Below are 24430 nucleotides of genomic sequence, written 5' to 3'. Positions count from 1 at the left end.
CCGGTCCGCTTCGTCTGGAGAGCGCCATGGCGCGCAACGCACCCAAGCTCACCCACCTGGACGCCGCCGGGCGGCCGGCGATGGTGGACGTGTCGGGAAAACCGGTGACCGCGCGCGAAGCCCGCGCGGAGTGCCGGGTGCGTTTTCCGCCGGCCGTGGCGGCGCAGTTGCGCACGTCCGGCCTGCGCGGGCCGAAGGGCGGCATCGTCGATACCGCCGTCGTCGCCGGCACCCTGGCGGTCAAGCGCACCCACGAGCTGATTCCGTTCTGCCACCCGCTGCCGATCGACGGCTGCCGGATCGCGATCGACTGGCACGACGAGCGCAGTCTGCGGATCGAATGCGCGGTGCGCACCACCCACCGCACCGGCGTGGAGATGGAGGCGCTGACCGGCGCCACGGTCGCGGCGCTGACGGTCTACGACATGTGCAAGGCGCTCGGCCACCGCATCGTGCTGGGGCCGGCGCGGGTGCTCGCCAAGCGCGGCGGCCGGCGGGATTTCGGGGAAACCGGCTGAGCTGCGCCGCGTGCGCGGCTGGCGGTGCCCGCTACGTATCGCGTAGAGGGCGGGGCGCGGCGGGACGGTTGCGTTGCCGCGAAAAGGCGGCGGCCCCGCCAGCGTGACTCCGGCGCCCGAATCAGCCGATACCGTTGCTGCCTTCCGGCCCTGGCGGGGTTTTCGACCTATCGTCGCGGAGGCGCCAACGGGGCCACCATGGACGTGTGCGCGATGTCGCCGCGCGGCGAACGCCAGCGACGGCTTCGCGAGGGCGCGCAGTGTAGCGCACAACGCGGCGCGTCGGGTCGCAGCGGCTGAACGCGATCGCGGTGAGGCCTTCGTTCCGCGTATTGCGACCCCTCGCCCGTTCATCGGGTGACGAGGCGCGCTTGCGTGCCGCAGGCCGATGGCGGGCCGAAGCCCGTCTACAGCAGCCCCTTCAGCCGGTACAGCGCCTCCAGCGCCTGTTTCGGCGTCAGCTCGTCCGGATCGAGCGCCGCCAGCGCCTCGAGCGCCGCGTTGCTCGGCGGGAACAGGCCGAACTGCTGCGGCGCGTCCAGCGCCAGCGGTGTGAGCGAGGGTTTCGGCGCGTCGCGGCTTTGCTGTTCGAGCTCGGCCAGTCGCGCGCGCGCCTGCGCGATCACCGCCTTCGGCAGCCCCGCGAGGGCGGCCACCTGCAGGCCGAAGCTGCGGTCGGCCGGGCCGTCCTTCACCGCGTGCATGAAGACCAGCCGGTCGCCGTGCTCGACCGCATCCAGATGCACGTTGGCGATGCCGCTGCCGGGCTCGGCGAGCGCGGTCAGCTCGAAGTAGTGCGTGGCGAACAGCGTGTAGGCGCGGTTGACCTGCGCCAGATGGCGCGCGCATGCCTCGGCGAGCGCGAGGCCGTCGTAGGTCGAGGTGCCGCGTCCGATCTCGTCCATCAGCACCAGAGAGCAGTCGGTGGCGTGGTGGAGGATGTAGCTGGTCTCGGCCATCTCGACCATGAAGGTCGATTGCCCGCGCGCGAGGTCGTCGCCCGCGCCGATGCGGGTGAGGATGCGGTCGATCGGTCCGATCACCGCGCGCGCGGCCGGCACGAAGCTTCCGATGTGCGCGAGCAGCACGATCAGCGCGTTCTGCCGCATGTAGGTGCTCTTGCCGCCCATGTTCGGGCCGGTGATCACCAGCATCCGGCGGCCGCCGTCGAGCATCAGATCGTTCGGCTCGAACGGCTCGTCGCGCACCGCTTCCACCACCGGATGGCGGCCGCGTTCGATGCACAGCCCGGGCTCGTTGCGCAGCTCGGGCGCGGACCAGTCGAGGCTTTGCGCGCGCTCGGCGAAGCAGGCCAGCACGTCGAGCTCCGCCAGCGCCGCCGCGCAGCGCTTGAGCGGCTCGAGCGTTCCGTTGAGCGCATCGAGCAGGTGCTCGTACAGCAGCCGCTCGCGGGCGAGCGCGCGTTCGCGCGCCGACAGCACCTTGTCCTCGAACTGCTTCAGTTCCTCGGTAATGTAGCGCTCGGCGCCGGTCAGCGTCTGCCGGCGGGTGTAGTGCGTCGGCGCCCTGTCGGCCTGCGCCTTGCTGATCTCGATGTAGTAGCCGTGCACGCGGTTGTAGCCGACCTTGAGCGTGGCGATGCCGGTGGCGGCGCGCTCGCGCGCTTCCAGATCGATCAGGAACCGGTCGGCATTGCTCGCGAGCTGGCGCAGCTCGTCGAGTTCGGCGTCGTAGCCGTCGGCGATGACCCCGCCGTCGCGCGCCAGCACCGGCGGCTGCGCCACGATCGCGCGCGCCAGCAGCGCCGCATTGTCGGTGTGCTCGCCGAGCTCGGCGGCGAGCGCCTGCAGCCGCGGCGAGTCGAGCGGGGCGAGCAGGGCGCGGATCTCCGGCAGCATCGCCAGACCGTCGCGCAGGGTGGACAGGTCGCGTGGACGCGCGCTGCGCAGCGCCACGCGGGCGAGGATGCGTTCGAGATCGCCGAGCGCGCGGAAACGCTCGCGCAGCGGTTCGCAGGCGCGCTGCTCGAGCAGCGTCGCCACCGCCTGGTGGCGCAGACGCAGGGTGGCGTGGTCGCGCAGCGGACGATGCAGCCAGCGTCGCAGCAGACGTCCGCCCATCGGCGTGATCGTGCTGTCGAGCACGCCGAGCAGGGTGGTGCGGTGGTCGCCGTCGACGCGCGAATCCAGTTCGAGATGGCGGCGGGTGGCCGCGTTCATCGCGATCGCGCCGTCGCCGGCCTCGACCGCGATCGAGGTCAGGTGCGGCAGGCGCTGCTTCTGCGTCTCCTCGACATAGCCCAGCAGTGCGGCGGCGGCGGAGACCGCCAGCGGCCGGTCCTCCAGACCGAAGCCGGACAGGTCGTGCACGCCGAAGAAGCGCAGCAGCTGGCGGCGGCCGCTGTCGGCGTCGAACAGCCACGGCGCGCGCCGGCGCACGCCGCTGCGCTGGGTGAGGCATGCGGGCCAGCCTTCTTCGTCGGGCAGCAGCACTTCGGCCGGTTCCAGCCGCGCCAGCTCCGCCTCGAGCGCGTCCTCGCCGCCCACTTCGTTGACCAGGAAGCGCCCGCCGGCGAGATCGGCCCAGGCCAGCCCATAGCCGGCCTTGCCACGCGCCACCGCCATCAGCAGGGTGTCGCGGCGCTCGGACAGCAGCGCCTCGTCGGTCACCGTGCCCGGCGTGACCACCCGCACCACCTTGCGTTCGACCAGGCCCTTGGCCTGCGCCGGGTCGCCGATCTGCTCGCAGATCGCCACCGATTCGCCGAGCGCGACCAGCCGCGCCAGATAGCTCTCGTAGGCATGCACCGGCACGCCCGCCATCGGGATCGGCTGGCCGGCGGAGACGCCGCGCTGGGTCAGGGTGATGTCGAGCAGCCGCGCCGCCTTGCGGGCGTCGTCGTAGAACAGCTCGTAGAAATCGCCCATACGGAAGAACAGCAGCACGTCGGGGTACTCGGCCTTGGCGGCGAAGTACTGGCGCATCAGCGGGGTGTGCTCCGCGTTGCGCGCGGCGGCGGACAGGGCGGTGTCGGACACGGCGGGCGTCGGAAAAAGCGCGCGCCCGGAGCGGGCGCGGAACGGCCGGAAGTATGCCAGCACGGATTGCTGCGGCGCCGCACGGGCGCCGTTAAGAAAGTGCTAGCGTGGCCGGGCATGCCGAGCACGGTGCCGCCACGGACGGCCAGGGGAGGCCCGGCTTCCGCTGCGACCAACCGAACGAGGGGGAAATCGTGATGCCGAGCAAGACTCCGCAACGCGCCCGGCTGGCGCTTGCGATCGTGATGGCCATTGCCGCGAGCGCACCGGTGCAGGCCCAGGAAGGCAGCGCCGCGCCGACCGAAGAGGACGAGACCACCACGCTGTCCAGCATCGTGGTCACTGCGCAGAAGCGCGAGGAGGCCCTGCAGGATGTGCCGGTGGCGATCACCGCGCTGCCGCAGGAACTGCTGCAGGACGCCGGTGTGCGCGACATCAAGGACATGCAGGTGCTGACGCCGGGCCTCACCGTCACCAGCACGCAGAGCGAGGCGCAGACCGTCGCCCGCATCCGCGGCATCGGCACCGTCGGCGACAACGCCGGCCTCGAGTCTTCGGTCGGCGTGGTCATCGACGGCGTCTACCGGCCGCGCAACGGCGTCGGCTTCGGCGACCTCGGCGAGGTCGAACGCATCGAAGTGCTGAAGGGCCCGCAGGGTACGGTGTTCGGCAAGAACACGTCCGCGGGCGTGATCAACATCATCACCCGTCGCCCCGACTACCAGCAGCGCGTGGAAGGCGAGCTGACGATCGGCAACTACGGCGCGCTCGGCATCGCCGGCAGCTACAACGACGCCCTCGGCGAGAACGCCGCGTTCCGCGTCTACGCCGCCAAGCGCGAGCGCGACGGGTTCACCGACGTGCGCACCGGCGCCGGCCCGCGCGAGGAAACCGCCGACGGCGATCAGAACTTCCATACCCTGCGCGGCCAGCTGCTACTCGAGCCCACCGACGCGGTCGACATCAACCTGATCGCCGACTACACCAGCCGCGAGGAGAACTGCTGCGTCGGCGTGACCGTGGTGCGCGGCGCGACCGCGGCGATCATCGACGCGCTCTCGCCGGACAGCGGCGTCGCGCCGGTGGCGCGCCCGTTCGACCGCGTGGCCTGGAGCAACCGCAGCACCGAGCAGGACCTCAAGGACAAGGGCGTCTCGGCCGAGGTCAACTGGATCGTGCCGTGGTTCGAATCGGCGACGCTGACCTCGATCACCGCGCAGCGCGACTGGCAGTCGATCAACGGCCTCGATTTCGACTTCTCCAGCGCCGACGTGCTGTACCGCAACGCGGACGAGGACGAGTCGCTCACGCGGTTCGAAACCTTCAGCCAGGAGTTCCGCCTGACCGGCACCAGCGGCGCGGTCGACTGGATGATCGGTCTGTTCTATTCCGATGAAGATCTGGCCCGCAACGAGACCTACCGCATCGGCGCCGCGTACGAGCCTTACCTGTCCACCGCGCTGGTGTCGCTGATCAATCCCGCGCTCGGCCAACGCCCCGACGCGCCGCTGTTCCTCTCGCAGGTGACCGGGCGGCCGTTCAACACCGCGTTCCAGGGCTTCGGCGCCAGCGACCGCTACGCGCAGAACGCGCGCAGCGCCGCGTTGTTCACCAACAACACCTGGCGCGTCACCGATGCGCTCGACCTGACTCTCGGTCTGCGCTACACGCGCGAGGACAAGGAGCTCGATTCGCGCTACAGCAATCCGAACGGCAGCATCGGCTGCGCGAGCTTCTTCGCTCCCAACGGCGCCGTCAGCCCCGCCGCGATCGGCCGCATCGCCGCCGCGCTGACCGCGCGCGGCGTGCCGTTCGCCGCGTTGCCGCCCGCGCAGCAGCAGGCGATCGTCAGCAACATCGTCGGCTACAGCTGCCTGCCGTGGGCGAACCCGCTGCACAACGGCCGCGTCACGCACCAGGAGCGCGAGGAGAAGGAGTGGTCGGGCACGCTCAAGGCCGCGTACCGCTGGAACGACCATGTGATGACCTTCGTCTCCGCCGCGCGCGGGTACAAGGCGGGCGGTTTCAATCTCGACCGCGTGCAGTCCAACACCGGCCTGTCCAGCGGCGGCGCGGGCATCCTGCCGGTGGCCGACACCTCGTTCCCCGGCGAGTTCGTCGACAGCTACGAGCTCGGCGCCAAGACCACCTGGGCCGACGGCAACCTGCTGATCAATGCCACCCTGTTCCACCAGACCTACGAGGACTTCCAGCTCAACAGCTTCCTCGGCACGAGCTTCGTCGTGCGCTCGATTCCCGAGGTGGTATCGCAGGGCGTCGACACCGAGATCCTCTGGCAGCCGATGCGCGGGCTGATCGTGCAGGGCGGCCTGATGTACGCCGACACCCGCTACGGCGACGAGCGTCCGGGAGGCGACTTCATCGCGCCCACCGGCGCGCTCTACAAACTGCCCGGCAACCAGGTCAGCTTCGCGCCGTACTGGTCCGGCAGCGCCGCGGTCACCTACGAATGGGGCTTCGGGCCGGATCTGATCGGCCGGGTGAATCTGGCGGCGAAGTACATGTCCGACTACAACACCGGCTCCGACCTCGACGTCGAGAAGATGCAGGACGCCTACACCGTGCTGAACGCGCGCTTCGTGATCGGCGCGCGCAACAAGCGCTGGTCGGTGGAGCTGTGGGGGCAGAACATCACCGACGAGGAGTACGTCCAGGTCGGCTTCGACGCGCCGCTGCAGAACGTCTCCCCGGTGCCGGGCAACCCGTTCAATTCCTACAACGCGTTCCTCGGCACCCCGCGCACCTACGGCGTCACCTTCCGCGTCGCGTACTGATCGACGACGAACGCCCGTCGCGGCGCTTCGCACCCCTCTCCCGCGAGGGAGAGGGGTGAGTCCCGCGAACGCCCACCGCCACCACCCCGCTCGTACTCAAGCCCCTCCCCGCTTGCGGGGTGAGGAGGCGCGTCCGCGAGCCGCAGGCTCGCGCGCCGACGAACGCCCGTCGCACTGCGGCGGGCCGGACGAGGGGTGAGGGCCCCGAGCGCCGACCGCCACCACCCTCGCTGGTACTCAAGCCCCTCTCCCGCTTCGCGCCGTACCCGCGGCCGCTATAGTCCGCCCATGACGCTTCCCCCTGACGACAGCGCGCTGCGCCGCCTCGCCGAACAGGTCGGCCGCCACGCCCTCGACCAGCGTCTGATGCTGGTCACCGCCGAAAGCTGCACCGGCGGCTGGATCGCCAAGACGCTGACCGATATTGCCGGATCGTCCGGCTGGTTCGACTGCGGCATGGTGGCCTACAGCTACGAGGCCAAGCAGGCGCTGCTGGGCGTGCGCCCGCAGACGCTCGAGGCGCACGGCGCGGTCAGCCGCGAAACGGTGATCGAGATGGTGTCCGGTGCGCTGGTGCACTCGGGCGCGCACCTCGCCGTCGCCGTCACCGGCATCGCAGGTCCCGGCGGCGGCACCGCCGACAAGCCGGTCGGCACCGTCTGGATCGCCTGGAAGCGCCGCGGCGGCTATCCGCAGGCGCAGGTGTTCCGCTTCGATGGGGACCGCGAGGCGGTGCGCCGCCGGACGACCGCCGCCGCCCTCGAGGGCCTGCGCCGCCAGCTCCTCGGCGACGATCCGACGGCCGCTTCGGCCTGATTCCAGGCCTGCGCCCAACGGCGTTGCAATCGGCAAGGGTTAGTAGTATTACTACTAACGATGAGCCTCTCCGACACCCAGCGCGCCATCCTCGAGCTGATCGCCGAGCGCATCGAGCACGAGGGCCTGCCGCCCAGCCAGACCGAGATCGCGCGCGCGTTCGGCTTCTCCAGCGTGCGTGCCGCGCAGTACCACCTGGAGGCACTGGAACGCGCGGGTTACATCGAACGGCTGCCGGGCCGCGCGCGCGGCTTGCGCCTGCTGCGGCCGCCGGCGTCGTCGGAAGCGGCAGCGGCGGCAAAGCCGGCCGAGGAACACGCGCTGGCGCTCCCCGTGCTCGGCCAGGTGGCCGCAGGCGTGCCGATCGGCGCGGACATCGGCTCCGACGAGGTCGTGCTGATGGATCGCAGCGTGTTCTTTCCGCAGCCGGATTACCTGTTGCGGGTGAAGGGCGACTCGATGCGCGACGAGGGCATCTTCGACGGCGATCTGATCGGTGTGCACCGCACCCGCGAAGCGCGTTCCGGGCAGATCGTGGTGGCGCGCATCGACGAGGAGGTGACGGTCAAGCTGCTGAAGATCGCGAAGGACCGCATCCGCCTGCTGCCGCGCAATCCCGACTACGCGCCGATCGAGGTGCGGCCGGGCCAGGACTTCGCCATCGAGGGCCTGTACTGCGGCCTGGTGAGGCCCAACCGGTGAGCCGGCCCTTTCCGGCACGCGGCGCGGCGCAGTCCCAGCCGTCGCTCGGATTCCGCCCGAGGCGGCCACCCGCCGAACGATTCACACTGCCCCCGACGCGGCCGTCTTAACCGCTGCGACCGCCACCCCCTACGCTAGCCGCCAATCCGCACACCACCAGGACGACGACGATGGACGACAACAAGAAGCGCGCGCTCTCCGCGGCCCTCAGCCAGATCGAGAAGCAGTTCGGCAAGGGCTCGGTGATGCGGATGGGCGACCGCAGCGCGGAAGCCGCCGAGGTCATCAGCACCGGCTCGCTGATGCTGGACATCGCGCTCGGCATCGGTGGCCTGCCGAAGGGGCGCGTGGTCGAGATCTACGGCCCCGAATCCTCGGGCAAGACCACGCTGACCCTGCAGGCCATCGCCCAGTGCCAGAAGAACGGCGGGACCTGCGCCTTCATCGACGCCGAGCACGCGCTCGATCCGGTCTATGCGCAGAAGCTCGGCGTCAACGTCGACGACCTGCTGGTCAGCCAGCCGGACACCGGCGAGCAGGCGCTCGAGATCGCCGATATGCTGGTGCGGTCCGGCGCGGTCGACCTGGTCGTCGTCGACTCGGTCGCCGCGCTCACGCCGAAGGCCGAGATCGAAGGCGAGATGGGCGACCAGCTCCCCGGCCTGCAGGCGCGCCTGATGAGCCAGGCGCTGCGCAAGCTGACCGCCAACATCAAGCGCAGCAACTGCCTGGTGATCTTCATCAACCAGCTGCGTATGAAGATCGGCGTGATGATGCCGGGCCAGAGCCCTGAAACCACCACCGGCGGCAACGCGCTCAAGTTCTACGCCTCGGTGCGCCTGGACATCCGCCGCATCGGCGCGATCAAGAAGGGCGAGGAGATCATCGGCAACCAGACCCGCATCAAGGTGGTCAAGAACAAGCTGGCGCCGCCGTTCAAGCAGGTCATCACCGAGATCCTCTACGGCGAGGGCATCTCGCGCGAGGGCGAGCTGATCGACATGGGCGTGGACGCCAAGCTGGTCGAGAAGTCCGGCGCGTGGTACAGCTACGACGGCGAACGCATCGGCCAGGGCAAGGAGAACGCCCGCCAGTACCTCAAGGAGAACCCGGCGGTCGCCGCCCGCCTCGAGGCGGCCTTGCGCGAGAAGTTCGTTCCCGCCGTGGTGTCGCGCGGCGGCGGCGAGGACGACCTCGCGGGCCTCGACGACTGAAATCCGGAGCCGGGTGCGCGGCGGTGGGTCCTCGTCAGACGCCGCCGCGCACCCGGAGGCCGACCCCGATGTCCGATCCGTCCGACGACCCACCTGGCCGCAGCCCGCGGTCCCGGCGCCGTACGCCGCCCAGCGCCACCCAGCAGGCGCTCGGGCTGCTGGTGCGCCGTGAGCATTCCCGGCGCGAGCTGCAACTGAAGCTCACCGCCCGCGGCCACGACCGTGCGGATGCCGAGGCCGCGGTCGAGCGCCTGGCGCAGGCCGGCTGGCAGGACGACGCCCGCTTCGCCGAAAGCCTGGTCCGCAGCCGCGCCGCGGCCGGGTACGGGCCGGTCCGCATCCGCGCCGAACTTGCGGCCCACGGCCTCGATCGCGACGCCATCGCCGCCGCGCTGGACGCTTTCGACGGCGACTGGAACCGGCTCGCCCGCGACCTTATCCGCCGACGCTTCGGCCCGGCGGGGCCAGCCGACGACGCGGCCCGTCGCAAGGGCGCCGAATTGCTGCTGCGTCGCGGTTTCCCGCGCGACGTGGCGTTCCGCAGTGCCGCGTACGACGGCGAGGGCGACCCGGACGCCTGAGCGCGGCAGGCAGGAACTCCGCTCCGCGGCGAGGCCGCACCCGTGCAGCGCGTCGGCTCCCCCTTCGCGCTCCCGCCCACCTCCCCCTGGGTCCAAGGCGCCCGCCCTGCGGAGGCGGCAAGACCCCGACGTCGCATCAGGGGGCTGCCCGCTCCGCGCTCCCCACGTGGTTCCAGGCTGCCCGGGGCAGGCGCGCCGGCGTGCCTGGCGCCACGGACGACATGACCCGCACAGGCACCGGCCGACTTCCCGCCTGTCCGCGGCGCAGCGCATCCTGATACGCTTACCGACTTTCCGGCCGTTGTCCGACCGGCCCGGCGCCCCGATTCCAGAGGGCCCCGGGGCCGTGCGCGTGCCCGGTCCGAACCGATACCGAGCGAATGAAAACCGTCAACGACATCCGTCGCGACTTCCTGGAGTTCTTTCGCGGCAAGGGCCATGCCGTGGTGCCGTCGTCGCCGCTGATTCCGGCGAACGATCCCACGCTGCTGTTCACCAACGCGGGCATGGTCCAGTTCAAGGACGTGTTCCTTGGCGCGGAGAAGCGCAGCTACACGCGCGCGGTGTCCTCGCAGCGCTGCGTGCGCGCCGGCGGCAAGCACAACGACCTCGATCAGGTCGGCTACACCGCGCGCCACCACACCTTCTTCGAGATGCTGGGCAACTTCAGCTTCGGCGACTACTTCAAGAAGGACGCCATCATCTGGGCCTGGGAGCTGCTCACCGAGGTGTGGAAGCTGCCGCCGGAGCGGCTGCTGGTCACCATCTACCATACCGACGACGAGGCCTACGACATCTGGCACAAGGTCGTCGGTCTGCCGGCCGAGAAGATCATCCGCATCGGCGACAACAAGGGCGCGCCGTTCGCCTCCGACAACTTCTGGCAGATGGCCGACACCGGCCCGTGCGGTCCGTGCACCGAGATCTTCTACGACCACGGTCCGGAGATCCCCGGCGGTCCTCCCGGCTCGCCCGATGAAGACGGCGATCGCTTCATCGAGATCTGGAACAACGTCTTCATGCAGTTCGACCGTCAGGTCGACGGCACGCTGGTGCCGCTGCCGGCGCCGTGCGTGGACACCGGCATGGGCCTGGAGCGCATCGCCGCCGTGCTGCAGCACGTGCACAGCAACTACGAGATCGACCTGTTCCAGCACCTGATCCGGGCCGCCGCGCAGATCACCGGCGCACAGGACCTGCACAACAAGTCGCTGCGCGTGATCGCCGATCACATCCGCGCCTGCAGCTTCCTGATCGTCGACGGCGTGCTGCCTTCGAACGAAGGTCGCGGCTACGTGCTCCGCCGCATCGTGCGGCGCGCCGTCCGCCACATCTGGAAGCTCGGCGCGCTCCAGGGCGAAGGCGCGTTCTGGCGCATGGTCGCGCCGCTGGTCGAAGTGATGGGCGAGGCGTATCCGGAGCTCGCGGCCAAGCGCGAGCTCGTCGAGCGCGCGCTGAAGGCCGAGGAAGCCGCGTTCGCGCAGACGCTCGACTCCGGCATGCAGCGGCTCGAAGGCTATCTGCAGGCCGGCGGCGGGCGGATCGATGGCGAACAGTTGTTCCAGTTGCACGACACCTACGGCTGCCCACCGGATCTCATCGTCGACATCCTGCGCGAAAAAGGCGCCGCGCTCGGCGACGGCGCGCTCGACGACTACGAGCGGCTGATGACCGAGCAGCGCGAACGCGCGCGCGCCGCGGGCAAGTTCGCCAGCGCCACCACGCTGCCGGCGGAACTCGCCGCACAACTGCCGCCCACGCATTTCCTCGGCTACGAGCGTCACATCGAGGACGACGTGGAAGTCGTCGCGCTGCTGCGCGACGGTCGCCCGGTCGATGCGATCGCGGCGGGCGACGACGCGGTGGTGTTCCTCGATCGCACGCCGTTCTACGCCGAAGGCGGCGGGCAGGTGGGCGACACCGGCATGCTGTCCACCGGCGCGCTGCGTTTCGAAGTGCGCGACACGCAGAAGTTCGCCGGCCAGTTCCATGGCCATGTGGGCCGTCTGGTCGAAGGCACGCTCCGTCGCGGCGAGCGCCTGCACGCCGCGATCGACGAGGCGCGCCGCGCGGCCACCGTTCTCAACCACTCGGCCACCCACCTGCTGCATGCCGCGCTGCGTGCCGTGCTCGGCTCGCACGTCGTGCAGAAGGGCTCGCTGGTGACGCCTGAGCGGCTGCGCTTCGACTTCAGCCACTTCCAGCCGGTGACCGGCGAGCAGCTCGAGGAGATCGAACGCCGCGTCAACGCCGAGATCCGCCGCAACCATGCGGCCGAGATCCACCACATGGGAATGCAGGAGGCGCTCGAGTTCGGCGCGTTGGCGCTGTTCGGCGAAAAGTACGGCGAACGCGTGCGCGTTCTGCGTCTGGGCGAAGCGTCGACCGAACTCTGCGGCGGCACGCACGTATCACGCACTGGCGACATCGGCCTGTTCAAGATCGTGTCGGAAAGCGGCGTGTCCGCCGGCGTGCGCCGTATCGAGGCGGTGACGGGACAGCACGCGCTCGATTTCGTGGAAGCGCAGGAGCGTGCGTTGGAAGAGGCGGCGCGTCTGCTTGGCGGTCATCCGTCCGATGTCGCCGACCGCTTGCGCGCGCTGCTGGATCGGCAGAAGCGGCTCGAACGCGAGCTGGAATCGCTGAAGGCGAAGGCCGCGTCGGGCGCCACCAGCGATCTTGCGGCTTCGGCGGTCGACGTCGCCGGCATCAAGGTCGTGGCCGCGCGGCTGGAGGGATTCGATGCCAAGGCATTGCGGGATGCGATGGACCGCCTCAAGCAACAGCTCGGCGATGTCGTCGTCGTACTGGCCGGTGCGCGCGACGGCAAGGCCGCGCTCGTCGCCGGCGTGCATGGCCGCGCCGTGCAGCAGGTCAAGGCCGGGGAACTGCTGGCGCATGTCGCCAGTCAGATCAACGGCAAGGGGGGCGGACGACCGGACATGGCCCAAGGCGGTGGCGACGACGGCCCCGCGCTCGTTCAGGCCTTGGCTGGCGTCCCTGCCTGGGTAAGTGCGAAAATCGCGTGAGAACTCTGGACGTGGTCCGTTGTGCCGTCCCCGGGGTGTCGATTGGACGGCGGCCACGTGACGTTTTGGCCATATCGATCCGTCATGCCGAGCGCATGATGTGCACGCCGGCTGACGAATGCCGGCACGAGGAGGTTTGACATGCTTATCCTGACGCGCCGCGTCGGCGAAACCCTCATGATCGGCGACTCGGTGACCGTCACCGTGCTCGGCGTCAAGGGCAACCAGGTACGAATCGGCATCACCGCGCCGAAGGACGTGGCGGTGCATCGCGAGGAAATCTATCAGCGCATCCAGCGCGGCGAACCGCCCGCGGATCCGAACAAGAACGCCGCGGGCTGAGCGCGGCGTTTGCGATGCGGGTGGGGCAGCCGGTATGCTTCGCACCCGCTGAGCGCGTGTTACATCGGAGAGTTGCCCGAGAGGCCGAAGGGGCTCCCCTGCTAAGGGAGTATACGGTCAAAAGCCGTATCGAGGGTTCGAATCCCTCACTCTCCGCCAGTCGTACGCGAGCCACCGCCCATGCAGCGCTCGCGATTGCTTCAGCAGACAATTGACGGATCGTTCTCGACTCGTCATACTTCTCCGCCTTCGCGCCCGTAGCTCAGCTGGATAGAGCACCAGGCTACGAACTTGGTGGTCGGGAGTTCGAATCTCTCCGGGCGCGCCATCATCCAGGGGCCGGCAAGCGATTGCCGGCCCTTGTTCTTTCCGGCAGGCGCAACGCACGCAGCAACGCGATTGACGTCGAGCTCGGGCGGCGGTCATCCTGTTGCGGCTGATCGATGCCCAAAGGAATAACGAGCGTGATGGAACACGAGAGCCCGCCGCTGTACAGCCGAGGCCCGTATCGCGTGGTGCAATGCCGCGCAGGCGACGGAGACCGGCCCGGCGCGCTGCCGCGCTTCGCGATCGTCACCGCCAGCGGCGAGAGGCTGCACGAGACCGTGAGTTTCGACGCCGCCCGCATCTGGCTCGACCTGCGCATCGAACAGGAGCAGACGCCGCCGACGCGGCGCGCGCGGGAGCGGCCGCTGCGTCGCTGAATCTCGCAAGGAACAGGGGAAGGGGAGCAGGGAAGGCAGTGAAGAAGGGAGCGAAGTTCGCGTTCGCGGGAGCCACCGCAGTGCTGGCGCTCGCCGCCGGGCTGTATCTGTCGGGCTACGTCACGTTGCTGCTGCTGAAGCTCGACACCGGTCTTCTGCAGTGGGGGACCTACCTCGATTACCTGCGGGTGCTCGATGACCCGCGCTATCGCCCGCATGCCGGCTCGATCCGGCTCGGCGGATGGATCGGCTTCGGCGTACCGGGGCTTGCGTACCTCGGGCTGGTGGCGCTCATGCTCAAGCCGCAGCCGCGGGCGCTGCACGGCCAGGCGCGTTTCGCGACCGCATCGGATCTCGCGCGCCACGGCTTCTTCAACGATTCGCCGAACGGCATCGTGGTCGGCAAGGTCGGCGGGAGGCTCGCGAAGCTGGACGGACAGCAGTTCGCGATCCTCGCCGCGCCGACCCGGTCGGGAAAGGGCGTCGGCGTCGTCATCCCCAACCTCCTCGAGTATCGCGACTCGGTCGTCGTGCTCGACATCAAGCAGGAGAACTTCGCGCTCACCAGCGGCTGGCGCGCCAGTCAAGGGCACGAGGTCTACCTCTTCAATCCGTTCGCCGAGGATCGCCGCACGCACCGCTGGAATCCGCTCACCTACGTCTCGAGCGACCCGGCGTTCCGCATCTCGGATCTGATGAGCATCGCGGCGATGCTCTATCCCGACGGACCCGACGAGCAGAAGTTCTGGGTCAGCCAGGCGCGCAACGCGTTCATGGCGTTCGCGCTGTACCTGTTCGAGAACCAAGACGACGAGCGCCGGCACGGCTTTCCCGGCAGCGGCGCGCCCAGCCTGGGGGCGATCTACCGGTTGTCCTCCGGCGACGGCAGCGATCTGAAGGGTTACCTGCAGAAGCTGGCGCAGCGGCCGTTCCTCAGCACCCACTGCCGCACCGCGTTCTCCAACCTGCTCTCGCAGGCCGACGAAACCTTCGCGTCGATCCTCGGCACCTTCAGGGAGCCCCTGAACGCGTGGATCAACCCGGTGCTGGATGCGGCCACCAGCGCCGACGACTTCCTGCTGACCGACGTGCGCCGCAAGCGGATGACGATCTACCTCGGCATCCAGCCCAACAAGCTGGCCGAGAGCCGGCTGATCGTGAACCTGTTCTTCAGCCAACTGATCAATCTCAACACCAGGGAGCTGCCGCAGCAGAATCCGGCGCTCAGGCACCAATGCCTGCTGCTGATGGACGAGTTCACCTCGATCGGTCGCGTGGACATCCTGGCCAAGGCGGTCGCCTACATGGCCGGCTACAACCTGCGACTGCTGCCGATCATCCAGAGCATGGCGCAACTGGACGCGGTGTACGGCAAGGAGGTGGCGCGCACGCTGGTCACCAACCACGCGCTGCAGATCCTGTACGCGCCGCGCGAGCAGCAGGACGCCAACGACTACTCCGAGATGCTGGGCTACACCACGGTGCGGCGGCAGAACGTCACGCGCGGGCGCGAGTATTCGCGTAGCGAGTCCGAGGAACGGCGCGCGCTGATGCTGCCGCAGGAGCTCAAGGCGATGGGCCCCGACAAGGAAGTCTTCGTTTACGAAGGGATTCCGCATCCGGTGATGTGCGAGAAGATCCGCTACTACCGCGAGAAGCGCTTCACATCGCGCCTGCTGCCGCAGGTTGGGGTGCCGCGGCTCGAAGTCTGAGCAGGTCCGTCGGAAGAATCCGAGTGCCGGGACCGGCGTCGTCCCATGGGCGCGTCGCACGCGGTCGCGTACAGTCCTCACGGTCGGCGACGCCGGTGCCCCTGGAGACTGGACGCCGTGCGTCATTCCCGGGTGCGGATGGTCACGAGACGATTGCGGCAAGTGCAAAAAATTCGCACAATGTGGCATTGTTGAGTTGGGGAGCCTGCCCGGTCGGCTGACCTGAAAGGGCAGGGTACGAAGGAAACAGGGCTTGTTGGTGGCGGTGCATCGGATGCCCCGCCCGGAATGGATTTCGCATGTCGGGGAGAAATCTCGAAAGGAACGGGACAGCGCACGACGCCGCACGCGTCGGGTCCGCCGCTGATCCTCTGCAGGCCGCCCGCCCGGTGGCCGTTTCCCAGTCGCTTCGCTCGATCGTCGGGGCCGTCCGGCCCGACGCGACCGTCCGTGCACGCGTTCGGCGTGCGCGCGTCTTTCGTATTGCCAGGGGTTGGAAGGTGGGTACCGTCCGCATGTTCCGCGTGGCGTCGCTCGCGACGCTTTGCCTTGTTTTGCTCGCCTGCGCGACGCCCGATGCACCGGGCGTGCGCGGGCGTTGGAAGCCGGTGAATCAGTTCGCCGAGACGCCGCAGGCGATTCCGCTGCACAGCGCCTACGTGTTCCAGGCGTCGCCGACCGACGGCACGCTGAAGTCGATGCTGGCGCGATGGGCCGGCGATGCCAGGCTCGTGCTCGCTTACGAGCATGCCTACGACTACACGTTGCACCGCGCGGCCTCGCAGGTCCGCACCACCGACGTGCGCGAGGCCGCGGCGCAACTCACGCAGGCCTACGCCGCGCAGGGGGTGACCGTGGAACTGCAGGGCAACCGGATCGTCGTGCGGGCGGCGACCGCAGACTCCGGCGAGGTCGCCGCCGGCGGCCAGTCGGCCGCCTCGCACTGACGCGGGGGCTCGCATGCGATTCGGGAAGAAGGCCGCGACCCCGCAGGTGGAGGGCGCCGTCGCCAAGGCGGTGAACTTCGAACTGACGCTTGCCGACATGGCACGCCGGAGCGAGCGCCGCGCATGGTGGGTCGCCGTCGGCGCGCTCGCGATGGCGCTCATGCTCGGTGCCGGGTACATCGTGCTGCTGCCGCTGAAGGAGCGGGTGCCGTACCTGGTGATGGCGGATGCCTACACCGGCACCGCGACGGTCGCGCGCCTGCGCGGGGATTTCTCCACCCACGACATCACCGCCGCGGAGGCGATCAACCGCAGCAACGTCGCGCATTTCGTCATCGCCCGCGAATCGTGGGACCTCGAACAGCAGGTGCTGCGCGACTGGGTGCTGGTGAACACCATGTCCGAGCCGGAAGTGGCGTCGGAATACCTCGGGCTGCACAACGACCGCAATCCGCAGGCGCCGTTCCATCTGTACGGCCCGGGCAAGGCCATCCGCGTGAAGATCCTCAGCATCACGCTGCTGGGAGGCGACGGCAAGAAGACCCGCCCGACCGGCGCGACCGTGCGCTTCCAGCGCAGCCTGTACGACAAGAGCTCCGGAACCACCCGGCCGCTCGACAGCAAGATCGCCACGCTGACCTTCACCTACAAGAGCAATCTGAAGATGAGCGAGGAGCAGCGGATCGCCAATCCGCTCGGCTTCCGCGTCACCAGCTACCGGGTCGACAACGACTATTCGGCTGCGCCGCCGCTCGAAGCGACCGTGCCGGTGCAGACCGGCGCGCAGATGCCCGTGCTGCCTGCAGCCCCGGGTGCCGCGCCGGTTATCGGCGGTGCCGCGGCCGATGCTGCGGCCTTGCAGGTCGGCGCAGCACCCGGTGCGCCGGGTGCGACGGTGGCCGGCGCGGTTTCGCCGTCCGCACCGGCGCCGACGACCTCATCCCCGTCCGCAGGCGCCGCCGCCCCGGTGGCACCCGCGACCCAAAATGGAGCGCAACACTGATGTCCCGCTGGAGCGACCGCATTCTCCCCGGCCTGCTGTGCGCGGCTGTCGCCGTCTGGGCCGCGCCGGCCCCCGCGCAGGTGATCCAGGAGTACGAGTACGAAACCAACCGCATCTACCCGGTGCGAACGGGCCTGGGGCTCACGACCCAGATCGAGCTGGACGCGAACGACAAGGTGCTGGACTACAGCACCGGCTTCAGCAATGGCTGGGAACTGACGCGGCGCGACAACGTCTTCTATCTGAAGCCGAAGAATGTCGACGTCGACACCAACATGCTGGTGCGCACGGAAAGGCGCTCCTACATCTTCGAGCTGAAGGTGGTCGCGACCGACTGGCGCGCGTTGGATCAGGCCAAGCAGGCCGGTGTGCATTACAAGATCGCGTTCAAATATCCGGTCGACCCGGACGCCGTCGCCGAAGTCAAGGACGAGACCGAAGTCAGCACGGCGATCGCCAAGGATCGGCCCTACCACTTCGACTACGAGTACGCCACACGCACGAAGCAGAAGTGGCTGATCCCGGTGAACGTCTACGACGACGGCAAGTTCACCTACGTGCGGATGGCGGATCTGACCGTGTTCCCGACCGGCAATTTCCCGGCCGTGTTCGCGCGCCATCGCAAGGACGGCGAGGACTTCGTGGTCAATACGACGGTCGAGAACAACACCATCATCGTCCACGGCACGTACCCCTACTTGGTGATCCGCCACGGCGACAACGTGGTCGGTCTGCGCAGGAAGACGCACAAGTGAACCCGAACCAGATGGGCTCCGGCCCCCAGCATGACCCGCGCCAGGACGGCGCATCGCAGGCGGCGTTCGCCGACAACCCGTACTACAGCGCCCATGGGCCGGCTGGCGGCCAGACGGGCGGCGCCGGTACTGCGGTTCCCGATCTCGATGCCGGCGCGCCGGTGCTTCGCACCACCGACGCGCAGCGTCTCAACCGCAAGGCGCTCGCGTTCCTGGCCGGCATTCTCGGCCTGATCGGCGTGATGGGCTTCCTGGTACTGAAGGCGGCCGGCACCTCCGACGAGGAGGCCAAGAAGCCGCGCGAGGAAGCTGTGGTGGTGCCCGAGCTCCAGGCGCCGACGGCCCCGTTGCCGCCCACTGCCGGTGCGCAGCCGGCGGCGGCTGCGGATCCGATCGCGCTGGCGCAGCAGCCGGAACTGCCGCCGCTGCCGCCCACCGACGATCCGTTCGCGCCGGCGGACGAGCCGCCTTCGCCCGCGCCGATGCCGCCGTCGCTGCTCGAACGCCGGATCGGTGCGATGGGCCCGGCCGATGGCGCCGACGCGCCGCAGGATCCCACCAGCGAGCTGTACATCAAGGCGATGCAGGCGAGCCTGCAAGCCGCGCAGGGCGGCAGCCCCCAGCCGGCGCCGCAGGCCGAGCCGAGGACCAGCGCGCAGGCGATCCAGAATCCCGACGCGCTGCTCGCGCGCGGAACCTACATCCGCTGCATCCTCGAAACCCGCATCGTCACCGACGTGCCCGGCTACACCTCCTGCGTCGTCACCGAGCCGGTGTATTCCATCAACGGCCGCCGGCTGCTGCTGCCGAAAGGCTCGAAGGTGCTCGGCCGCTACGAAGGCGAGCCGAACGGCCCGCGCGTGGCGGTGATGTGGGATCGCGTGCTCACCCCGAACGGCATCGACGTGACGATGGCCAGTCCGGGCATCGACAACCTCGGCGGCGCAGGCCATCCGGGCCATTACAGCGCGCACTGGGGAAGCCGCATCAGCGCCGCGCTGCTGATCAGCCTGATCAGCGACGCGTTCAAGTACGCGGCTGCCGAGGAAGGACCGAGCACCACGGAGGTGACCAGCGGCGGCGTCGTCGTCTCGCGCCCGTTCGAAAGCAACACCGCGCACACGGTCGAACGTCTCGCGCACCAGGCCCTCAACCGCGCGGCGAACCGCCCGGCGACCGTCACCATCAACCACGGCACGATGGTCAACGTCTACGTCGCGCGCGATGTGGACTTCTCCGCCGTGCTGTCCCGCTGAGGCGACCCATGCCGCTCGACGACGCACCGCTCGCGCACGTTTCCGGCGACTTCCTGGCGTACCAGTACGAGGTGCTGGGCATCCGTCAGTTCATGGAGTCGCCGGACGTCACCGAAATCTGCGTGAACCGGCCTGGCGAGCTGTACATCGAGACGCGCCAGGGTTGGCAACGGATCGAGGTGCCGACGCTCACGTTCGAGCGCGCGCGCCAGTTCTGCACCGCCGTCGTCAACGAGAGCCGCACCGGGCAGCGGATCACGGACGTCGATCCGGTGGTGTCGCTGACGTTTCCCACCGGCCAGCGCGCGCAGTTCGTGATCCCGCCCGCCTGCGAGGCCGGATCGGTCTCGATCACCATCCGTCTGCCCGCCCGCCAGACCCGGACGCTGGAGCAGTACCAGCAGGACGGCTTCTTCGACGAGATCCTCGAACAGCGGCAGGAGCTGAGCGATCACGACCGCGAGCTGCTGGATCTGCGCAAGGCGCGCGACTACGGCGGATTCTTCCGCAAGGCGGTGCAGTACCGGAAGAACATCGTGGTCTCCGGCGCCACCGGAAGCGGCAAGACGACGTTCATGAAGGCGCTCGTGCACCACATCCCGCACGACGAACGGCTGATCACGATCGAGGATGCGCGCGAGCTGTTCATCCCGCAGCCCAACGTCGTCCACCTGCTGTACTCGAAAGGCGGACAAAGCGCGAGCAACGTCACCGCGAAGAGCTGCATGGAGGCCTGCCTGCGCATGAAGCCGGACCGGATCATCCTCGCCGAGCTGCGCGGCGACGAGTCCTTCTACTTCATCCGCAATTGCGCGTCGGGTCACCCAGGCTCGATCACCAGTTGCCACGCCGGCAGCACCGCGCAGACCTGGGACCAGCTCGCGCTGATGGTGAAGGCTTCGCACGAAGGCGCGGGGCTCGAGTTCGCGGTGATCAAGCGCTTGCTGATGCTGACGATCGATATCGTCGTGCACATCAAGGCCCATGCCGGCCGTCGCTACATCACCGGGATCGATTTCGATCCCCTGCGCACGCTCGACGCCTGAGGAGCACGCGCATGCTGCCTGGAATGGAGCTGATGGCCTGTCCGGATCTGGCGGTTCCGCGCGAGGTCATGCAGCACGTGGTCCGTGTCGAGTCCTCCTTCAACCCCTACGCGATCGGCGTGGTGGGCGGGCATCTCGTCCGGCAGCCGCGGAACCTCAACGAGGCGCTGGCGACCGTGCGCATGCTGGAACAGAAGGGCTACAACTTCTCCCTCGGCCTGGCGCAGGTGAACCGCTACAACCTCGACAAGTACGGCCTCGACTCGTACACCAGGGCGTTCGAACCCTGTCCGAACCTGCAGGCGGGTTCGCGCATCCTCGCAGAGTGCTATGGCCGCTCGAAGGGCGACTGGGGCAAGGCCTTCAGCTGCTACTACTCGGGCAACTTCGTCACCGGTTTCCGCCACGGCTACGTCCAGAAGATCTATGCGTCCATGCGCGAGCGCAGTGGCTTGCCCGTGGACGCGCAGCACGAGCCGATCCGGGTGGTCGGTCGGGTGGACCGTCGTGTCGTCCCCGTCTCGCGCTATCCACTCGCACGTCCGCCAAGCCGCCTCGAGGCGGTGACCCGCGTCGAGCCGTCGGTGCCGGATGCCGGCCAGACGTCGCCGCGGCGCGACATGACCGCTGCTCCGGCAAGCGCGCCACCGGTCGCGCCGGTCGGCGTGGCGATGCCCACCACACTGGTCGCGGCCGGACAGGCAGTTTCCACGTCGGCTTCCGCTCCGTCGACGCCTCGCGCCGCGTCAGAGGCGGCCGCAACGGACGAAGCCTTCGTTTTCTGAGTCCCACCACTCCCAACGCAAGGAGAAGCCATGAAGACCCATCGCTCCATCGTCACCCGCTGCATCGCCCAGGCGGGCGTTGGTCTCACCGCCGCCCTCGTGTCGGTCACGGCGTTCGCGCAGGCGCTGGCCGGAACCGACGAGAAGGTCTGCGGCTTCCTCGGCAACATCAACAGTCTGCTCAACATGGCGTCGATCGCGATCGTCACGATCGCGATCATCTTCGCCGGCTATCAAATCGCGTTCGCGCACAAGCGCATCGCCGACGTGGCGCCGATCCTGATCGGCGGCCTGCTGATCGGCGCGGCCGGCCAGATCGCGAAGATGCTGATCGGCGACGAGGCGCAGGACTGCACGGCGATGCTGACCACGGTTCTGCCGCTGCTGCATGCGTAAGGACGTCATGTTCCGGGGCTGCACGCGGCCGGCGATGTTCCTCGGCGTGCCGTACGTGCCGTTCTTCTTCGGTGCCGGAGGCTGCCTGCTGCTGGCCTTCTACATCAACCTGTTCTTCCTCGGCCTGATTCCGGTGGTGATCTTCGTCATGCGTCAGATGGCACGGCGCGACGAGATGATCTTCCGGTTGCTCGGCCTGCGCTGGCAGTTCCGGGCGCGGGTGCGCAACCTCGGGCTGCATGGAGGCATGTGGGTGTTCTCGCCGAACGAGTACCGGCAGCGTCCCGCGCGCCGGAACTGACACGCGTTTCGCGCCGGCCGCACGCAAGGACGCCGCGGCCGGCGCACTTTTCCAGGCCACACCGATGTTCACCCCCGACACGCCCATCAGCGACTTCGTCCCGCTTTCCACCCATGTCTCGCCATCGGTCGTGAAGACCCGCGGTGGGGACTTCCTGCTCGTCTGGAGGTTGGAAGGGCTGCCGTTCGTGGGCCGCGAGGAATGGGACATCGAGCATCGCCACCAGACGTTCAACCGCCTGCTGCAGACGCTGCGTGCGCCGGATTTCGTCAACGTCGCCTTCTGGGTGCACGACGTGCGGCGCCGCCAGCGGCTGAAGGTGCGCAGCCACTTCGAGCAGCCATTCAACCAGGCGCTGTCCGACGCCTACTTCGCATCGCTGTCGGAACAGAAGCTGATGCAGAACGAGCTGTATCTGACGCTGATCTATCGTCCGGTGGTGACCGGCAAAGGCTTCGTCGAGCGCTCGTCCGATCTCGGCGTGCTGAAGACCCAGCAGGACGAGGCCATCGCCAAGGTGATGGAACTTGCCGGAAACGTGGAGGCGGTGCTTCGCGACTACGCCCCATGCCGGCTCGGCATGTACGAGGCGGAGAACGGCATCGTCTTTTCGGAGACGCTGGAGTTCTTCGGCTATGTCATCAATCGCGTGGACGAGCCGGTCCCGGTGCTGGATGCGCCGGTGTACGGCTATCTGCCGGTGAGCCGCCATCTGTTCTCCGCCAAGACCGGCGACTTCGTCATCCGGACCCCGAACGGCACCAACCATTTCGGGGCGATGCTCAACCTCAAGGAGTATCCGGACGGCACTTACCCCGGCATCCTCAACGGCCTGAAGTATCTCGATTTCGAGTACGTCCTCACGCACTCGTTCAGCCCCATGGGTCGCCAGGATGCGCTCAAGGTGCTGGATCGCACCAAAGGCATGATGATCTCGTCCGGCGACAAGGCCGTCAGCCAGATCGCCGAGCTCGATCACGCGATGGACCAACTCGCCTCCGGCAACTTCGTGCTCGGCGAGTACCACTGCACCCTCGCGGTGTACGCGGACGCCCAGGAGAAGCTCGCCCGGCACGTCGCCGCCGCACGGGCGGAACTATCGAACGCCGGGTTCGTCTCGACCAAGGAAGATCTCGCCGTCGCCTCATCGTTCTACGCGCAATTGCCGGGCAATTGGCGCTATCGGACGCGGTTGGCGAATGTAAGTTCGCTCAACTTCCTCGGTCTGTGCCCGCTGCACAACTTCGCCACCGGAAAGAAGGACCGCAATCCGTGGGGCGAGTGCATCACCACGCTGCAGACCCCGAACGGTCAGCCGTACTACTTCAACTTCCATGCCACCCATCCGGCCGAGGACTCGCTGGGCGAGAAGGCGATCGGCAACACGATGGTGATCGGCAAGTCGGGCACCGGCAAGACCGCGCTGATCAACTTCCTGCTCAGTCAGGCGCAGAAGCTCACGCCGGTGCCCACGATCTTCTTCTTCGACAAGGACCGCGGCGCCGAGATCTTCGTCCGCGCCTGCGGCGGCAACTATCTGGCGCTGGAGAACGGCAGACCGACCGGCTTCAACCCGTTCCAGTGCGAGCGTAACGAGGCGAACGTCCAGTTCCTCGCGGACCTGATCAAGGTGTTGGCCGGCAAGACGGTCTATACCGCGCGGGAGGAGGAGGACATCTTCCGCGCGGTCGAGAGCATTCTCGACACGCCGATGCATCTGCGCAGCATGACCAACTTCCAGAAAAGCCTGCCCAACATGGGCGACGACGGGCTTTTCTCGCGGCTGCGCAAGTGGACGGCGGGCAATTCGCTCGGCTGGGTGTTCGACAACCCGGTCGACACGATCGATCTCGAACGCGCGCCGATCATCGGCTTCGACTATACGGATGTGATCGACAACCCCGAGGTCCGAGTGCCGGTCATCAATTACCTCCTGCACCGTCTGGAGGAGCTGATCGACGGGCGCCCGCTGATCTACGTCATGGACGAGTTCTGGAAGATTCTCGACGGCGGCGGCGGGTTGAAGGAGTTCGCCAAGAACAAGCAGAAGACCATCCGCAAGCAGAACGGTCTGGGCATCTTCGCCACCCAAAGCCCGGAGGATGCGCTGCGTAGCGACATCGCCGCGGCGCTGGTCGAACAGACGGCCACGATGATCCTGCTTCCGAACCCGAATGCCAGCCGCGACGACTACGTCGACGGCCTGAAGCTCACGGAGGCGGAATACCAGGTAGTGAAGAACCTCGACGAGCGCTCGCGTTGCTTCCTGGTCAAACAGGGCCACGGCTCCACGGTCTGCCAGCTCAACCTGCGCGGCCTCGACGACTATCTGGCGGTCATCTCGGCGTCGACCGACAACATCGAGATCATGCATCGGGTTCTGGAACAGCAAGCGCGCGCACTGGGCACCACGTCCGATGAACTGCGCCCCGAGCAGTGGCTCAGCGAGTTCTATCGGAATCGCAAAGGCTCCGGCAAGGGCCTGCAGCCCGCAACGGCCACATTGGCCCGGAACGACTGAAAGGAGGA

The 24430-nt window shown here is 68.4% G+C and carries 20 protein-coding genes, 2 tRNA genes and 1 other RNA gene; 21 read left to right on the top strand and 2 right to left on the bottom strand.

The window, feature by feature from the left end; genetic code table 11:
- Positions 1–26 precede the first annotated feature (26 nt).
- Positions 27–518, top strand: coding sequence for a cyclic pyranopterin monophosphate synthase MoaC (gene moaC / locus FQY64_RS04260; RefSeq protein ID WP_146472466.1), 492 nt, complete (start codon positions 27–29; stop codon positions 516–518).
- Between the two features lie 93 nt (positions 519–611).
- On the opposite strand, the gene ffs is transcribed toward moaC, so the two are convergent.
- Positions 612–708: signal recognition particle sRNA small type (gene ffs, locus FQY64_RS04255), an RNA gene on the bottom strand.
- Positions 709–925: 217 nt separating this feature from the next.
- On the bottom strand, positions 926–3463 hold the full coding sequence (gene mutS / locus FQY64_RS04250; RefSeq protein ID WP_146472501.1) for a DNA mismatch repair protein MutS: 2538 nt from the start codon (positions 3461–3463) through the stop codon (positions 926–928).
- Between the two features lie 251 nt (positions 3464–3714).
- Between mutS and FQY64_RS04245 the strand changes: the two genes are divergently transcribed.
- The 20 genes from FQY64_RS04245 (at position 3715) to FQY64_RS04155 (ending at position 24422) form a co-directional block, all read left to right on the top strand.
- The gene (locus tag FQY64_RS04245) at positions 3715–6312 is read left to right on the top strand and encodes a TonB-dependent receptor (RefSeq protein WP_146472465.1); all 2598 of its coding nucleotides are present in this window, start codon (positions 3715–3717) and stop codon (positions 6310–6312) included.
- Between the two features lie 288 nt (positions 6313–6600).
- Entirely contained in the window at positions 6601–7128 is a 528-nt protein-coding gene (locus FQY64_RS04240) for a CinA family protein (RefSeq protein ID WP_146472464.1), read from the top strand.
- A gap of 60 nt (positions 7129–7188) precedes the next feature.
- Complete coding sequence (gene lexA, locus FQY64_RS04235; protein WP_146472463.1) at positions 7189–7830, top strand: transcriptional repressor LexA; 642 nt, start codon at positions 7189–7191, stop codon at positions 7828–7830.
- 170 nt (positions 7831–8000) lie between these two features.
- On the top strand, positions 8001–9044 hold the full coding sequence (recA, locus tag FQY64_RS04230; RefSeq protein ID WP_146472462.1) for a recombinase RecA: 1044 nt from the start codon (positions 8001–8003) through the stop codon (positions 9042–9044).
- Positions 9045–9112: 68 nt separating this feature from the next.
- Positions 9113–9625, top strand: coding sequence for a regulatory protein RecX (locus FQY64_RS04225; RefSeq protein WP_146472461.1), 513 nt, complete (start codon positions 9113–9115; stop codon positions 9623–9625).
- 380 nt (positions 9626–10005) lie between these two features.
- Positions 10006–12654, top strand: coding sequence for an alanine--tRNA ligase (gene alaS, locus FQY64_RS04220; RefSeq protein ID WP_146472460.1), 2649 nt, complete (start codon positions 10006–10008; stop codon positions 12652–12654).
- Between the two features lie 141 nt (positions 12655–12795).
- Positions 12796–12996, top strand: a complete 201-nt coding sequence (gene csrA / locus FQY64_RS04215; protein ID WP_146472459.1) for a carbon storage regulator CsrA — start codon at positions 12796–12798, stop codon at positions 12994–12996.
- A gap of 66 nt (positions 12997–13062) precedes the next feature.
- Positions 13063–13155 (top strand) — tRNA-Ser (locus FQY64_RS04210).
- A gap of 92 nt (positions 13156–13247) precedes the next feature.
- Positions 13248–13324 (top strand) — tRNA-Arg (locus FQY64_RS04205).
- Positions 13325–13463: 139 nt separating this feature from the next.
- The gene (locus tag FQY64_RS15020; RefSeq protein ID WP_229814918.1) at positions 13464–13700 is read left to right on the top strand and encodes a hypothetical protein; all 237 of its coding nucleotides are present in this window, start codon (positions 13464–13466) and stop codon (positions 13698–13700) included.
- Between the two features lie 80 nt (positions 13701–13780).
- Positions 13781–15412 (top strand): type IV secretory system conjugative DNA transfer family protein, encoded by a 1632-nt coding sequence (locus FQY64_RS04200; RefSeq protein ID WP_229814921.1) that lies wholly within the window; start codon positions 13781–13783, stop codon positions 15410–15412.
- 608 nt (positions 15413–16020) lie between these two features.
- Complete coding sequence (locus FQY64_RS04195) at positions 16021–16359, top strand: TcpQ domain-containing protein (RefSeq protein ID WP_229814917.1); 339 nt, start codon at positions 16021–16023, stop codon at positions 16357–16359.
- Positions 16360–16372: 13 nt separating this feature from the next.
- Positions 16373–17362 (top strand): VirB8 family type IV secretion system protein, encoded by a 990-nt coding sequence (locus FQY64_RS04190; RefSeq protein WP_146472458.1) that lies wholly within the window; start codon positions 16373–16375, stop codon positions 17360–17362.
- A complete protein-coding gene (locus tag FQY64_RS04185) occupies positions 17362–18117 on the top strand; it encodes a TrbG/VirB9 family P-type conjugative transfer protein (protein WP_146472457.1) in 756 nt (251 codons plus the stop codon). Before FQY64_RS04190 ends, FQY64_RS04185 begins: the two co-directional genes overlap by 1 nt.
- Before the next feature lie 11 nt (positions 18118–18128).
- Positions 18129–19373, top strand: a complete 1245-nt coding sequence (locus FQY64_RS04180) for a TrbI/VirB10 family protein (RefSeq protein WP_146472498.1) — start codon at positions 18129–18131, stop codon at positions 19371–19373.
- 8 nt (positions 19374–19381) lie between these two features.
- On the top strand, positions 19382–20419 hold the full coding sequence (virB11, locus tag FQY64_RS04175; RefSeq protein ID WP_146472456.1) for a P-type DNA transfer ATPase VirB11: 1038 nt from the start codon (positions 19382–19384) through the stop codon (positions 20417–20419).
- Between the two features lie 23 nt (positions 20420–20442).
- Positions 20443–21204: a lytic transglycosylase domain-containing protein gene (locus tag FQY64_RS15235; RefSeq protein WP_186760851.1), complete on the top strand. Its 762-nt coding sequence runs from the start codon at positions 20443–20445 to the stop codon at positions 21202–21204.
- A gap of 30 nt (positions 21205–21234) precedes the next feature.
- Entirely contained in the window at positions 21235–21600 is a 366-nt protein-coding gene (locus FQY64_RS04165) for a TrbC/VirB2 family protein (RefSeq protein ID WP_146472454.1), read from the top strand.
- Positions 21593–21901 carry a VirB3 family type IV secretion system protein gene (locus FQY64_RS04160; protein ID WP_146472453.1) on the top strand — a complete coding sequence of 103 codons (309 nt, stop codon included), beginning with the start codon at positions 21593–21595 and terminating at the stop codon, positions 21899–21901. Before FQY64_RS04165 ends, FQY64_RS04160 begins: the two co-directional genes overlap by 8 nt.
- Before the next feature lie 64 nt (positions 21902–21965).
- A complete protein-coding gene (locus FQY64_RS04155; protein WP_146472452.1) occupies positions 21966–24422 on the top strand; it encodes a VirB4 family type IV secretion/conjugal transfer ATPase in 2457 nt (818 codons plus the stop codon).
- Positions 24423–24430: the final 8 nt, after the last annotated feature.

Source organism: Vulcaniibacterium thermophilum (assembly GCF_007923255.1).
GTDB lineage: Bacteria > Pseudomonadota > Gammaproteobacteria > Xanthomonadales > Xanthomonadaceae > Lysobacter_F > Lysobacter_F thermophilum.
This window is presented reverse-complemented; position numbering and strand designations above follow the sequence as displayed.